Annotated in this window: 14 protein-coding genes; 5 read left to right on the top strand and 9 right to left on the bottom strand. The window is 63.5% G+C overall.

Annotated elements, in window-relative coordinates:
• Nucleotides 1-440: 440 nt before the first annotated feature.
• Nucleotides 441-920, bottom strand: coding sequence for a VOC family protein (locus LOY53_RS10885; RefSeq protein WP_252823726.1), 480 nt, complete (start codon nucleotides 918-920; stop codon nucleotides 441-443).
• A gap of 243 nt (nucleotides 921-1,163) precedes the next feature.
• On the opposite strand from LOY53_RS10885, the gene LOY53_RS10880 reads away from it, so the two are divergent.
• Complete coding sequence (locus LOY53_RS10880) at nucleotides 1,164-1,814, top strand: TIGR04211 family SH3 domain-containing protein (RefSeq protein ID WP_099454451.1); 651 nt, start codon at nucleotides 1,164-1,166, stop codon at nucleotides 1,812-1,814.
• A gap of 54 nt (nucleotides 1,815-1,868) precedes the next feature.
• Here LOY53_RS10880 and LOY53_RS10875 read toward each other — a convergent pair whose 3' ends face one another.
• A complete protein-coding gene (locus LOY53_RS10875; protein WP_027595393.1) occupies nucleotides 1,869-2,747 on the bottom strand; it encodes a LysR family transcriptional regulator in 879 nt (292 codons plus the stop codon).
• A gap of 103 nt (nucleotides 2,748-2,850) precedes the next feature.
• Here LOY53_RS10875 and argC point away from each other — a divergent pair, with 103 nt between their 5' ends.
• On the top strand, nucleotides 2,851-3,792 hold the full coding sequence (argC, locus tag LOY53_RS10870; protein WP_258703997.1) for an N-acetyl-gamma-glutamyl-phosphate reductase: 942 nt from the start codon (nucleotides 2,851-2,853) through the stop codon (nucleotides 3,790-3,792).
• 80 nt (nucleotides 3,793-3,872) lie between these two features.
• Nucleotides 3,873-4,559 carry a GNAT family N-acetyltransferase gene (locus LOY53_RS10865; RefSeq protein ID WP_258703996.1) on the top strand — a complete coding sequence of 229 codons (687 nt, stop codon included), beginning with the start codon at nucleotides 3,873-3,875 and terminating at the stop codon, nucleotides 4,557-4,559.
• 33 nt (nucleotides 4,560-4,592) lie between these two features.
• Here LOY53_RS10865 and LOY53_RS10860 read toward each other — a convergent pair whose 3' ends face one another.
• Genes LOY53_RS10860 through LOY53_RS10840 form a run of 5 tightly spaced genes read right to left on the bottom strand, consistent with a single transcriptional unit; the run spans nucleotide 4,593 to nucleotide 9,030 of the window.
• Nucleotides 4,593-5,348 (bottom strand): ABC transporter permease, encoded by a 756-nt coding sequence (locus LOY53_RS10860; RefSeq protein WP_099454454.1) that lies wholly within the window; start codon nucleotides 5,346-5,348, stop codon nucleotides 4,593-4,595.
• Nucleotides 5,348-6,553 carry an ABC transporter substrate-binding protein gene (locus tag LOY53_RS10855; RefSeq protein WP_258703995.1) on the bottom strand — a complete coding sequence of 402 codons (1,206 nt, stop codon included), beginning with the start codon at nucleotides 6,551-6,553 and terminating at the stop codon, nucleotides 5,348-5,350. Before LOY53_RS10855 ends, LOY53_RS10860 begins: the two co-directional genes overlap by 1 nt.
• A complete protein-coding gene (locus tag LOY53_RS10850; RefSeq protein ID WP_258703994.1) occupies nucleotides 6,540-7,361 on the bottom strand; it encodes an ABC transporter ATP-binding protein in 822 nt (273 codons plus the stop codon). Before LOY53_RS10850 ends, LOY53_RS10855 begins: the two co-directional genes overlap by 14 nt.
• Complete coding sequence (locus tag LOY53_RS10845; protein WP_252823719.1) at nucleotides 7,358-8,422, bottom strand: acyl-CoA dehydrogenase family protein; 1,065 nt, start codon at nucleotides 8,420-8,422, stop codon at nucleotides 7,358-7,360. The genes LOY53_RS10850 and LOY53_RS10845 overlap by 4 nt, the downstream gene beginning before the upstream one ends.
• Before the next feature lie 47 nt (nucleotides 8,423-8,469).
• Complete coding sequence (locus LOY53_RS10840) at nucleotides 8,470-9,030, bottom strand: carboxymuconolactone decarboxylase family protein (RefSeq protein ID WP_099454458.1); 561 nt, start codon at nucleotides 9,028-9,030, stop codon at nucleotides 8,470-8,472.
• A 102-nt stretch (nucleotides 9,031-9,132) separates the two neighbouring features.
• Between LOY53_RS10840 and LOY53_RS10835 the strand changes: the two genes are divergently transcribed.
• Nucleotides 9,133-10,041: an AraC family transcriptional regulator gene (locus LOY53_RS10835; protein WP_252823717.1), complete on the top strand. Its 909-nt coding sequence runs from the start codon at nucleotides 9,133-9,135 to the stop codon at nucleotides 10,039-10,041.
• 63 nt (nucleotides 10,042-10,104) lie between these two features.
• Here the strand turns inward: LOY53_RS10835 and LOY53_RS10830 are convergent, their stop codons facing one another.
• A complete protein-coding gene (locus LOY53_RS10830) occupies nucleotides 10,105-10,644 on the bottom strand; it encodes an Rrf2 family transcriptional regulator (RefSeq protein WP_252823716.1) in 540 nt (179 codons plus the stop codon).
• A gap of 85 nt (nucleotides 10,645-10,729) precedes the next feature.
• Nucleotides 10,730-12,109: an NAD(P)-binding domain-containing protein gene (locus LOY53_RS10825; protein ID WP_252823714.1), complete on the bottom strand. Its 1,380-nt coding sequence runs from the start codon at nucleotides 12,107-12,109 to the stop codon at nucleotides 10,730-10,732.
• A gap of 588 nt (nucleotides 12,110-12,697) precedes the next feature.
• Here LOY53_RS10825 and LOY53_RS10820 point away from each other — a divergent pair.
• A complete protein-coding gene (locus LOY53_RS10820; RefSeq protein WP_258703993.1) occupies nucleotides 12,698-13,900 on the top strand; it encodes an NAD(P)/FAD-dependent oxidoreductase in 1,203 nt (400 codons plus the stop codon).
• The last annotated feature ends 75 nt before the right edge of the window (nucleotides 13,901-13,975 follow it).

Here is a 13,975-nt window from a genome sequence, read left to right as displayed (position 1 = left end):
CCCTCTTTCTTTTTGTTATGACCAATAAATGATCGGCATCCTTTCCATGGGCGGAAACAGCTGCAGACGTGCGATTGGCAGGGTGCTCAAAAAGCGGTGAGCGAATCAGAACGGTGATGATCTTATGGTTGAGCAAGCGGTGCGTGGCACGCTGGTAAAGCCTCGGGGTAGCGGGCTTTTGTGAAGGACTGGCTGAACTGTAGCCCTGGCGATCGGCATGGAATAGAACGGAAGCGTCAATTTATGGTATGCCGGGGCCCAGGGCTTGCCACGGCATAGGGACTGTAGGAGCAGCCTTGTGCTGCGAAGAGGCCGGTGATAACACTAAAGATTCACTGTGTTATCACTGGCCTCTTCGCAGCACAAGGCTGCTCCTACAGACTCACTGTGTTATCACCGGCCTCTTCGCAGCACAAGGCTGCTCCTACCGGGTAAGGGGGTCACCCCTTCAATGCTGCCTCGATCTTGGCGACATCGATTTTGCCCATTTCCATCATGGCTTCGAACGCCCGCTTGGCAGCAGCCCGGTCGGGATTGGCAATGGCCTCGATCAGGATGCGTGGGCAGATTTGCCAAGACAGCCCCCACTTGTCCTTGCACCAGCCACAGACGCTGGCCTCGCCGCCATGGCTGACGATGGCATCCCACAACCGGTCGGTCTCGGCCTGGTCTTCGGTGCTGACCTGAAACGAGAACGCCTCGCTATGGCTAAAAGCCTTACCCCCATTGAGCCCAACGCAAGGGATACCCATGACGATGAACTCGACAGTAATCACATCGCCTTGCTTGCCCGACGGGTAGTCGCTAGGGGCTTGGTGCACCGCCACTACCCGGCTGTCGGGGAAGGTGCGGGCGTAGAAGTTGGCCGCCTCTTCGGCGTCATGGTCGTACCACAGGCAGATCGTGTTTTTGGCAGTCATGGCAGGGCTCCATGAATGAGAGTGGGCCTTTGAGTCTAGTTCACGGCCTTGCCGTCGGCGCCGCTGCGTGGCCCGGCATACGCCTTCAGGACGGCCGGTCTTTGCAACATTCTGCAGACATTTCCGACGTTAGGTAGTGAACCTGCTTACATAAAAAAGGTCTTTCGCTGACGGTCAACTCACCGACCGGTTCACCGGCCCAGTCAGCGGGCCTACTTTTGTCCTGTTTCAGCGAAGACCAACATGCCCGAATCCCGCCCCACATTCTCCGCCCTCCCAGCCCTGCGCGGCGGCCTGATCGCAGCCCTGGTGGCCCTCGCCGCCCCAGTGCATGCCGAGGAGCCTGCCAGCGATGCGCGCTGGGTCAGCGACAGCCTGAGCACCTACGTGCGCAGCGGCCCGACCGATGGCCACCGGATTGTCGGCACCCTCAAGTCCGGCCAGAAACTGACGCTGGTCACCACCCAAGGCAACTACAGCCAGGTGCGTGGGCAGAATGGCGACCTGGTGTGGATCCTCAGCAGCGACCTGCAGGCGGTGCCGGGCCAGGGCGAACGCCTGCCGCAACTCGATGCCCAGGTCGCCGACCTGTCCGGGCAGCTCAAGAACATCGATGACAGCTGGAAAAACCGCGTGCAGGGCATGCAAGAGACACTGGATTCGCGCAAGCAACTGATCGACGAATTGCAAGCGCGCAACAAAGCGCTGAACGAACAGCTCGACCAGAGCCAGTCGACCTTGCGCGATACCCAGGCCCGCCTGGGGGATGAGAACAAACAGGTGATGATGCGCTATATGGTGTACGGCGGCAGTATTGCAGGCGCGGGCCTGCTGATGGGGTTGATCTTGCCGGCGCTGACGCGTGGGCGGAAGAAGAATGACCGCTGGTTCTGATTTGGGGTGCATCAGGGGCTTGAGGCGGGCGGCCAGGAGGCATGCACCCGCCCCCTACAACAGCCGCTCCAAAGCCTCGAGCACATGCGCTGTGGCACGTTCAGCCTGCCCTTCACGGCAGGCGATGCCCAGTTGCCGCCACAACCCCGGACGCAACGGTCGCCGGGCAATCCGCCGGTCCAGCTCGGGCGCCTCGCCCTCCTGCGGCAGCAATGTCGCGCCGTAGCCGGCGCCCACCAGGCTTTTGATTGCATCGTTGTAGTTCAGCTCGATGCGCGGCTCGGGGAACAACCCCGCCGCAGCGAACCATTCCCCCGTCACCCGCGACAACTGCGTGCTGTTGTCGTTGAGAATCAACGCCCGCTGCGCCAGCCATGCCGGGGTAACCTTGGCCGGCGGCTGCCAGTCGGCCGGCACGTAGGCCAAGATCGGATCGCGTCGCCACGGGGTGATCTTGAGCCCTTTGCCTGCCACTTGCGGCAAGGCCACCAGGCCAATGTCCAAGGCCCCCTCGCGCAACCGCGCCAGCGACGCCTGCGAAGTCAGCACCTGCACCTGCACATCGATCCCCGGGTGCACTTCGCGCAGATACTCGAGCGCTTTGGGCAACAGGTGGGCAATGGCGCCAGTCGAAGCCCCCAGGCGAACCCGGCCAGTCAGCCCCTCGACCTGACGGCGCACCTCATCCAGCGCCAGGTCGGCATCGGCCAGCAAGCGACGGGCTCGGGCCAGCAGCGTCTCGCCGATGGCCGTAGGCCGTACCTGCCCACGGTTGCGGGTGAGCAACGGCGCGCCTACCCGTGCCTCCAGCTCGGCCACATGCAGGCTGATGGTGGGTGGGGCCAGGTTGAGCCGGCGAGCGGCCTCGGCAAACGAGCCGAGGTCGGTGATTTCGACCAGCGTGCGGAGGCGGTCGAGGCTGATTTCGCGCATGACTAGCTTCAGAAATAATGAATATCAGCATCATGATATTCAAATTTCCTTTAGTCCAGCCGCAGGCGAGCATAGGCCACCCTCCCCTGACCGGACCTCGACCATGCATACCCCTGTTGTCTTTATCGACGGTGACCAAGGCACCACTGGCCTGCAGATTCACGCCCGCCTACACGGGCGCAATGACGTACGCCTGCTGACCCTGCCCGAGGCCGAGCGTAAAGACCCGCAGCGCCGCGCCGAAGCCATCAACAGCGCCGACATCGCCGTGCTCTGCCTGCCCGATGACGCCGCCCGCGAGGCCGTCGCGGCAATCCACAACCCGCACGTTCGGGTCATCGACGCAAGCTCCGCCCACCGCACCAGCCCCGGCTGGGTCTATGGCCTGCCGGAAGTGGACGCGCAGCAAGCCGAGCGCATCGCCCACAGCACACGCGTCAGCAACCCCGGCTGCTACCCCACCGGCGCGATTGCCCTGCTGCGCCCGCTGATCACCGCCGGGTTGCTGCCAGCGGATTACCCGCTGAGCATTCACGCCATCTCGGGGTACTCCGGCGGCGGCCGCGCCGCAGTCGAGCGCCATGAGCAGCCAAGTGCCGAGAACACCCCAACCCTGCAGCTGTATGGCCTGGAACTGGCACACAAGCATGTACCGGAAATCCAGCAACACGCCGGGCTGTCGGCACGGCCGGTGTTCATGCCTGGTTACGGCGCCTATCGCCAGGGCATCGTGCTCAGCATCCCGCTGCAGTTGCGCCTGCTGCCCGGCCAGGTCAGCGCCGAACACCTGCAGGCCTGCTTGGAAGAGCACTACCAGGGAGCCCGCTACGTTCAAGTAATGCCCCTGCACCAGCAAGGCCCGGCTGCAGCACTCGACCCCGAAGCGTTGAACGACAGCAACGACCTGCGCCTGGCGCTGTACGCCAACCCGGCACATGGCCAGGTGCTGCTGACCGCCGTATTCGATAATCTGGGCAAAGGCGCGTCCGGGGCGGCAGTGCAAAACCTCGACCTGATGCTCGCCGCGCTACAGGCGCAAGGCTGATTGGGCAAAACCGGTTAAACTGTACGTCCCGCGTCAGCATGGCGCGGGTTGTATTCCTAGCCGCCGGAGCCCGCCCCCCGATGTTCATCCTGAGCCGCCTCTACAGCGTGCCGCCCGAGTCTTTCCAGAACCAGATCCGTGAGCTGGTGATTCATCACGTCGGCGAATTGAGCAGCGTCGCCATTCTTGCCGATAACCCGCTGTATCCGCTGTACCAGTACGGCGTCGGCATGGAAGTGCACCAGTACTTGCAGGCCATGGACGGGAAACGCGGCTTGTCGGTGACGCTGACCCTGGCGCTGGACGCCGATGCCCCGGACCAACTGCTCGGTTTCGCCCTGGCGTTGCCGGCCGATGATGATGCGCAAACCTGCGCACTGGCATTTCTTGCCGTGCGCGCCAGCCATCGCCGGCAAGGCATCGCCCGCGCATTGTTAGGTGACCTGCAGGCGCAGCATGCCTATGTCGAGCTGAACACCTTTGCCGGCCAGGTGCCGTGGTTCGAAGCGATGGGCATGCAGGTGGTAGCTGCCAACGGGCCGCAGGTGCTGATGAGCAGCACCGGGCACGCCAGCGAGGCGCTGATCGGCCGGCTGGATATCGGGCCGATCTACCAGACCACCGAGGTGCATCAAATCCACACCTACCTGCTCAACCAGCAAGGCGAGGAGGCGATGATCGAGGCCGAACAGCTGCGCGACGAGCGCTTGGACCAGTTGGCTATTCAAGCGCAGGAATGTGTCCGCCAGCGCAAGACCGTGCATTAAACCAGTGGGGCCGCGTGGCGGCCCCAGCTCTTTTCAGCCATGCACCCAACGCCGATGCAACGCACGCGCCAGGGCATCGAGCATGAAGCCCAGCACCCCGATCAGCAGCACCATCGCCATCAGCTCCGAATACGCCAGCCGGTCACGGGTGTCGAGGATGAAATACCCCAACCCCGCACTTACCCCCAGCATCTCGCAGGGCACCAGCACGATCCATAGGATGCCGATGGCCAGGCGCACGCCCGTCAGCACATGGCCGATCACCCCTGGCACGATGACCTTGCACAAGGTCTCCCAGCGCGTAGCACTCAAACTGCGGCTCAGTTGCAACCAACGCGGGTCAAGCTGACGCACACCTGCTGCAGTGTTGAGCAAAATCGGCCACAGCGCGGCAAATGCCAGCAGGAAATAGATCGGCTGGTCACCCACCCCCATCAGCATCACCACCACCGGCATCCACGACAGCGGCGAGATCATCCGCAAGAACTGGAAGGCCGGCGTGGTCGCCGCCTCCAGGTGCCGATAGCTGCCCACCAGCAAGCCGAGGGGGACACCGATCAACAAAGCCAGCAACAGCCCGATCAGGATACGCTTGAGGCTGACCCACACGTGGCCGTAGACCTCGCCCTGCCCCAGCAGCTCGGCCAGGCTGGCCAGGGTGGCCGCCGGCGAGAAACGCGCCGACAGCCCATCGGCCTCGCCAAACCATGCCACGCCGGCCCACCACGCCAGCAGCAACCCCAGCAGCCCGGCCAAGCCCAGGCTGGTATGAACGACATGCTTGCGCATCAGACCGCGAACTCCTCGCTACGCTCGAAGTTGTCGGCAATGCCGAACACCGACGGCCCGCCAACAGCGGCGATGGCATTACGCACGAAACGGTCGTCGACCAGGTCGCGGGCGGTGTGCGCTGGGTCCATGCCAGCCAAAAAACCACTGTCGCCTTCGATCAGGGTGTGCTGCAGGCGTTTGATCAGTGCTTCGGTGTAGCTGGGGAACGGGTATGGCTGGAAGTCGATACGTTTTTCGTCCCACTGCTGATGCTGGATCGCGCCACTGGCGATATAGCCTGCGCGGTCTTCGGCGGCTGGCGCCAGGACTTTGCTCAACACCGCCACTTCGTGCGGGGTGTACTTGTTGGGGCCGGCCTTGGACAGCAGCGCGGCGGCTTCGGCGCGATGCTCGCGCGTCCACTGCTGGGCCTTGACGATGGCGTTCACCACTTTCTGCGACCACTCCGGGCGGTTGTTGAGGTCGTGCTCGTGCATGAACACCACGCAGCAGGCGTGGTTGCGCCACACATCGCCGGTAAAGCGCTGCACGCGGCCCACCTTAAGGTTCTCGGCCAGGGCGTTGAACGGTTCGGCGACGATGTAGCCGGCAATACGTTTGCTGGCCAGCGCCGGCGGCATATCGGACGGTGGCAGCACCAGCAGGTTGACCTCGGTGGCCGCCAGCTGCGCATTGGCGGGTTTCGACACCGGGGTCAGGCCGCTGTCGTTGAGCATCTGCTGCAGCACCACGTTATGGATTGAGTACCAGAATGGGATGGCCACGGTCTTGCCGCCCAACTGCTTCATGTCGGTAATGTCGGGCGCCACGGTCAGCCCCGAACCCCCCACATGGTTCCAGGCCACGACCTTGGCCGGTACCTTGCTGGCGTAACGTGCCCAGACGGTCATCGGCGACAGCAAATGGATGACGTTGACCTGGCCCGAAATGAACGCCTCGATCACCTGCGCCCAACTGCGCAGCAGCACTGGGCGCTCGGCCTTGATGCCTTCGGCCTCGAACAGGCCATTGTTGTGCGCTACCAGCAACGGCGTGGCGTCGGTGATCGGCAGGTAGCCGATGCGCACCGGCGCGTCCGGCTCGGCAGCCGCACGGGCCTGCAGGCTCGACAGCAGCGGCAATGCACCGGCGGCGGTAAGCATGGCGCCAAGCTTGAGGAAGTCGCGACGCGAAGAAGCGGAACAGCAGTCATCCATGCACATGGACAGCCTCCGAGGGCAAGGGGGTTGAGGAAGGTGGGTCTGTGCGGCTTGCCCGCCGAAGGGTTTTGACAATCTCGATACGCAGCGCGCCCAGTTCATCGACCCGCTGCGTACGCGGTTGCGGCAGTTCGATGTGCCACTGGCCGAGCACCTGCGCTGGGTGGTTGCCCAGTAGCAGGACCCGATCGGACAGCAGCAGGGCTTCGTCGATATCGTGGGTGATCAGCACCGCAGCGGTATTGTGGGTGGCGATCAGTTGCAGCAGGAGTTGCTGCATGTCGGCGCGGGTCACTTCGTCGAGCGCACCAAACGGCTCGTCGAGCAACAGCACTTCAGGCTGACGCGCCAGGCAGCGCGCCAACGCCGTGCGTTGGGCCATGCCACCGGACAGCTGCGCCGGGTACTGGTTACGGGCATGGTCCAAACCCACGGCGGTTATGGCATGGTCGATGCGCGCACGCCGTTCGGTTGCGGCCAATTTGGGTTGGCGGGCGAAATCCAGGCCGAAGGCGACGTTCTTTTCCAGGCTCAGCCAAGGCAACAGGCTGGGGTCCTGGAAGGCCACCGCCAGGCGCGGGTGCGGCCCTTGCAACGGCTCGCCGTGCAGCATCACACTGCCGCCATGCGGTGCCTGCAGGCCCGCCAGCACCCGCAACAGGCTGGACTTGCCAACCCCGCTGGGGCCCAGGATGGACACCACTTCGCCCGGTGCCAACTGCAGATCGAACCGCGCCAGCACCTCGTGCCAACCGCCCTCGCGGGGGTAGCCGAGGCTGATGGCTCGGGCTTGCAGCACGACTTCGCTCATGCCGTGCCCGCCTGGCGTTGCAGTTCGGCGCGCAGCTGCACCAGGCTTGGCGTGACGATGGGCACGAACGCCGATTCGCGCCAACGGCGCGCGAAACCTTGGCCGTACTCGCTGAGGTACGCCTTGCCACCACTGGCCTGCAGCTCGAGCTGCACCGCGTCGGCAGCACTTTCGGCAAGGATGATGCGCAGTTTGAACAACGCCGCTGGCTGCTGCAGGAAGCGCCCGTCGAGCAGGCCCTGCTTGAGTTCACTCACGGTGTTTTCCAGGCGTTCCTTGAGCACCTGGCGGGCCTCTTCGAGGAACGAACCACGGCCTTGCAGGTGCGCCGCCACTTCATCCAACGCGCGCCGGGCCAGGCCGATGGCCATGCCGCATTGCAGCGCGAGGAAGGCCGGGCGTACCTTGGGCAGAAACTCACGGGCGTTTTCATGCAGCAGCCACTCGCGGCCCAGCTCGACCTGATGGAACGCCAGCGCGGCGGTATTGCTCGATTGCAGCCCCATCAGCTGCAAGTCGTCCGAGCGCTCCAGCCCGTGCACCTCTGACGGAATGGCCAACACGAAGGGCGCGCGCTCGGCATCGCACTCGATGGCCGCGGCCACCACAAAACCGCTCTTGCGCAGATTGGTCACCCAATGCAAGCGGCCCTCCAGGCTCCACCCCTCGCTGCTGGGGCGCCCGCGCACCTGCAGGCTCTCGATGCCCGAGAGAAACTTCATGGCGTTGGACAACCCGGTGGCGCCTGCCAGCTCGCCTGTCAGCAACCTCGGCAGCAGGCGTTCGCGCAGTGACTGATTAGGGCTTTGCAGCAGGTATTCAATGAAGGCGCGCTGGCCCCAGCAGACGAAGGCCGCCGCCAACGAACGGCTGGCAATGGCGGCGATGGCTTCGACCGCATCGGTTACCTGCCCACCCGTGCCGCCCTGGGCCGGATCGACGCCGATGCGCAGCACCTGCGCTTCAGCGATCTGCGCCAGCACCAGGTGCGACTCGCACGTGCCCTGGTCAATGGCCTCGGCGTTGGCATCCAGCCATTGCCGAAATGCACAATCTTGCATGTCTGTACTCCTTTGAAAACGCCGGCGGGGCCGGCACCACACGCGGATTACGCAGAAGGCTGCCAGCGGTACTTGCTCAGTTCGTCGTTGAGCGGCGTCTGGGCGAAAACATTAGCAAAGTTGCACAGGGTTGCGAGGCTCACGCCCAGAATCACTTCCAAGGCGTTGCCTTCGCTGAAGCCGGCCTCGCGAAATGCCTGGTAGGTGGCCTCGCTGACGTTGCCACGGGTGGCGATGACTTCGCGAGCGAACGCGGCCAAGGTCTCGTAACGGGCATCGGGCAGTTCACCCCGCGCGCGCAGCGCATCGACGACTGCCTGCGGCAGCTTGGCCTTGTTCAGGGCGACTGCGGTGTGCCCTGCGACACAAAAGTCGCAGCCATGCTGGGTGGCAGCAATCAACTGCACCACCTCACGCTCGGCCAGGGTCAGCTCGGACTTGCCATTGAGCGCCGACACGGTCACGTAGGTTTCCAGCGCTGCCGGGGCGTTGGCCAGCACGCCGAGCAGGTTGGGGATGAAGCCGGAATTTTTCTGGGCATTTTCAAGGAATGGACGGGCCGCTTCCGGGGCGCTCTGCAGAGTGTGTAAAGTAATGCGCGAGGACATGGAGGGGTCTCCTGTGGTGGGTGTCCTTACAGTCTGTTGGTTATAAGAACTACCCTCCATATTCATCAGTCGCCTTTCCTTGCTCCTGAGTCTTTGCATTAGATGATTTCGTCCAGCCACCTTGTTGATTGGTTATTAGAAGGCCTGGAGCTCGACGCCAGCCTGTTTCATGTCGGCCGCTATTGCGGCGGCTGGCATGCCAGCACGCAGGGCATGGGCCGCGCCAGTTTCCACCTGGTGGTGCAGGGCCATTGCTGGCTGCACCTCGATGGCCAGGCCGAGGCGATACGGCTGGAAGCTGGGGATGCGGTTTTTTTGCTGCGTGACCTGGCGTATCGGCTGTCCAGTGACCAGAACCCCATCAGCGCCTGCGCCCAGCCGCGCCAGACGATGCAGGCTCTGGATGCCACTGCCGGCGATGGCGTGGGGCTGGTGTGCGGGTTCTTCCACTTTCGCCCGGGGTTGTCGTCACTGATCGTGGAAGGCCTGGCCGACTGGATTCTGTTGCGCGCCGACGAGCCCGCCGGGCATGCGGCGCGGGCGCTGTTCGGGCTGATCCTGGAAGAATGCGAACGCCTACCGCCGTCGCAGACCTTGCTGGAGCGGCTGACGCATTTGTTGTTCCTGTACGTACTGCGCCAGCAAGTGCATGCCGGGCAGCCCCTCGGCGGGCTGGTGGCGCTGGCCCGGCAGCCGGCGTTTGCCGCGTTGCTGGTGCAACTGATCGAACAGCCTGGGCAAGCCTGGACGCTGGAGAGCATGGCCGCGTGCACGGGGCTGTCGCGGTCAGCGTTTTTCAAGCGTTTCAACGAACTGGCCGGGCAGTCACCGGGGCAGGTGCTGCTGGCGTTGCGCATGCGCCATGCGTCCCAGCTGTTGCAAGCGGGCAACACCGTGGAGCAGGTGGGTGCGCAGGTGGGGTATCAGTCGGTGGCGGCGTTTACCCGGGCGTTTGCCAAGGCCGTTGGGGTGCAGCCGGGGGCGTATCGCAGGCAGCATGAGGGGCGTTGATTTGTGTTTGCCTGGTCGGGCCTCTTCGCGGGCAAGCCCGCGAAGAGGCCTGGGCAGGTTGACTTAGACCTGACTCACCGGGATATCACCGCCACTCTTGCCATCCCGCCGCTCCCCCATCCATTCATTGACCTGCTGCCCGAACGCGGCAGGCGCCTTGCGCCCCACGCGCCGCGCCAGGTCTAGGATGGTCTGCTGCGCCAGCGCCTCTTCCATGCGCTTTTGCGCACCCAGCATCACCGCATGAATGGCACAGGTGCCTTCGGTCGCCCAACCCGGTGGTGAGCCGTCAAACAGCGTGCAACGCTCGCGAATCTCACGGCAATCGAAGATCTTCTTCGGCCCGTCGATAGCCGTGACGATATCCAGCACGGTGATCTCATCCGACGGCCGCGCCAGGCGGAAACCGCCGCGCACCCCTTCAGTGGCAACCACCAAGCCGGCGCGAGCCAGCTTGGTGAACACCTTGGCCAGGTATTCCTGCGGCACGCCTTGCAGCGCCGCAAGGTCGCGCACGCTGGACTCGCGCGTGTCACCGCGCTCATCCACCAGGTACAGCAGGCAATGGATGCCATATTCGACGCCAGCACTGTACAGCGACATATCAATCTCCGACCAACTTTGTCGCAATAATACGCCGATAGCGCCAGCGCCGAAAGCATTCCCTCGTTTGAAGCGATAGAAAACCCTACCCGCGCAGCACCTTCACCTCACCTTGTTTGCCGTCCGTCTCGCGCAAGTACTCCTGCAGCGAGTCGTCCATCGCCTGCATCCAGCGGGTATGGTGGGGCACCGCTTTGGTACCGGTGATCACCGAGCGGTACGACTTGTCGCGGTAGCCCATGATGTCGTGCTTCTTGTCGGTCTTCCATTGCAGGAAGATGCGGTTCACCGCCTCGATATCGAAGCTTGGGTAATCCGTCTGCTCGATCAGGTGCCTGATGTATCGGCCTTGGAATTCGTACATCGAGGCCGTGGTTTCCAGGCCCAGCTCATCCTCGCGCCAGCGCTCGCTGTCGGCATGCATGGCGGCCTTGGCCGGCAACGTGATGCGCCCCAGCATGTAGTCGCGTGCAAACCATGCTTGTGCGTCGAACAGGTTGAAGCTGTACCAGAGGTCCTGCATGCCCAGGTAAATCAGCTGCGGGTTTTGCTCCCATACCACGCCTTGGTACAGCCCCGCAGGCCACAGGCGGTTGTTGGTCTTGAGGGTGAGTTCGTCCGGCAGGAACGGGAAGTGATGCTGGTAACCGGTGCACAGGATGATCGCATCGACGCGCTTGTTCGATCCGTCGGCGAAGAATGCCAGGTCGTTCTCGACCCGGACCAGTTGCGGGCGTTCTTCCCAGCCCTTGGGCCACTTGTAGCCCATCGGTTGCGTGCGGTAGGCCGTGGTGATCGAGCGTGCACCGTACTTGTAGCACTGCGAGCCGATGTCTTCGGCCGAATAGCTGCTACCGACAATGAGCAGGTCCTGGCCGTTGAACTCCATCGCTTCGCGAAAATCGTGGGCATGCAGGATACGCCCGGTGAAACGCTCGAAACCTTCGAACTCCGGCACGTGTGGGGTGGAGAAGTGCCCATTGGCCACCACCACATAATCGAACACCTGCTCGACACCAAGCCCTGCGCTGTAGTCGTGGGCGCTAACGGTGAACTCGCGGGTGGTTTCATCGAAGCTGACGTGCTTGACCACGGTATTGAAGCGGATGTAATCGCGCACCCCGGCCTTCTTCACGCGGCCCTGAATATAGTCCCACAGCACTTCGCGCGGCGGGTACGAGGAGATCGGCCGGCCAAAGTGTTCATCGAAGCTGTAGTCGGCAAACTCCAGGCATTCCTTGGGGCCGTTTGACCACAGGTAACGGTACATGCTGCCGTGCACGGGTTCGCCATGCTGGTCGAGGCCGGTACGCCAGGTGTAGTTCCACATACCGCCCCAGTCGGCTTGCTTCTCGAAGCACACGATTTCAGGCATGGGGGCGCCCTGGGCATGGGCGGATTGGAAAGCACGCAGTTGCGCAAGGCCGGACGGGCCGGCGCCGATGATAGCGACACGAAGAGTCATAGTGATTCCTGAACAGTTGAACGCTGAAAAAAATGCAAAGGCTCCCCAACCCCAAACGGCAAAAGGCCGGGGGTGGTGAAATTCAGGCGTTACGGTGCAGGTGGAGGGACGGGGCGTTTGCGCATCTGGCTAAGCAGGATGTTGACGGGCGGGATCGACAACACGTGGTACAGGCTCGAAAGCGGGGAGCGTGTCATGGGGGGGGGCCCGTATCCATTAGCGCAGGGTGCGTAATGGGGGCCTGAGGGGCGCAAGATACGTGTGATCTCGTACATGGGGGCTGAAATGGCCTCTTTTCTTTATGGTTTCTTTTTTATCTATAACGGATGGGGGTGGGGATATCAAGGATGGCGGCCCTCCCGCCCGGCCCCCGCACGACCGCTCGTCGACAGCAAAACCTTCGTTTCACCGCCTAAAACCCATCGAAACATAGCCTTTCCAGGTGTTGACCGGCGGATTGCGCCCCTACCGGGGACGAAAAAAAACTTGCAGGCGCAAACTACGATCAATACAGTCGTAGTTATTCGAGCGGCACTTGCTGTGTCATCGAAGCCCTTTTTCCCTACGTGACCGTTGCGGAGCACCTGCATGAAATCCAACATCCTGATCATCGGTGCCGGCTTTGCCGGTGTCTGGAGCGCCCTGAGCGCTGCTCGCCTGCTGGACCAGGCACAACGTGAAGACGTGCGTATCAGCGTGCTCGCCCCTCAACCGGAGCTGCGCATTCGCCCACGCTTCTACGAAGCGGATGTGCATGGCATGAAGGCACCGTTGGGCGAGCTGTTCGAGGCCGTGGGCGTGCACTTCATCCCTGGCAACGCCGACAGCATCGACGCCGACGGGCGCTGCGTGAGCTACACCGATGCCCAAGGGCAGCCCCAGCAGATCAACTACGACCGCCTGATCCTCGCCGCCGGCAGCCAGGTGGCGCGCCCGGCTGTACCAGGCCTTGCCGAACACAGCTTCGATGTCGACCAGATGGAGTCGGCCGTGCGCCTGGAACAGCACCTGCTGAGGCTGGCCGCCCTGCCCGCCTCCCCGGCGCGCAACACGGTCGTGGTTTGTGGTGGCGGGTTCACGGGCATCGAGACAGCAACCGAAATGCCGGCACGCTTGCGCACCCTGCTCGGTGACGGCAGTGCGGTGCGTGTGCTGGTGGTCGACCGTGGCGCCAGCGTCGGCGCGGCGTTGGGCGCGGGCATCACCCCCTCGATCGAGGCCGCCTCTGCACTGGCGGGTGTCGAATGGCTGACCGGTACCTCGGTGGTGGCTGTCGATGCCGGCGGCGTCACCCTGGACAACGGCGAGTACATCGCCAGCAGCACAGTGATCTGGACCGCAGGCGTCAAGGCCAGCCCCTTGACTGCACAGGTCGCCGGCGAGCGTGACGGCGCAGGCCGCCTGCGGGTCGACGACCACCTGAAAGTGATTGGCCAGGCGCACATCTATGCCACCGGCGACACCGCCTGGGCCGCTGTCGATGAGCTGGGCAACCACGCCCTGATGACCTGCCAGCACGCCATCCCCATGGGCCGTCACTGCGGCAACAATGCCGCTGCCGACCTGCTGGGCATCGACCCGGTCATCTACCGCCAGCCCAAATACGTCACCTGCCTGGACCTCGGCGACTGGGGCGCGGCCTACAGTGAGGGCTGGGCGCGTGAATTGAAGTTGCACGGCCAGGAAGGCAAGGCACTCAAGCGCCAGATCAACTCGGTGTGGATCTACCCACCCGCCGCAGACCGAGCACTGGCGCTGGCCGCTGCCGACCCGCTGATCCCGATCGTCTAACACCTGATAGCGAACAAATCCGTCAAAAAACGACGGATTTGCCCGCACATGTCGTTACATTGAATGACTGGTCAA

The sequence above is a fragment of the Pseudomonas sp. B21-031 genome, assembly GCF_024748985.1.
Classification (GTDB): domain Bacteria; phylum Pseudomonadota; class Gammaproteobacteria; order Pseudomonadales; family Pseudomonadaceae; genus Aquipseudomonas; species Aquipseudomonas kermanshahensis.
The sequence above is the reverse complement of the archived record's forward strand: the minus strand, read 5'-3'. Positions and strand labels throughout refer to the sequence as shown.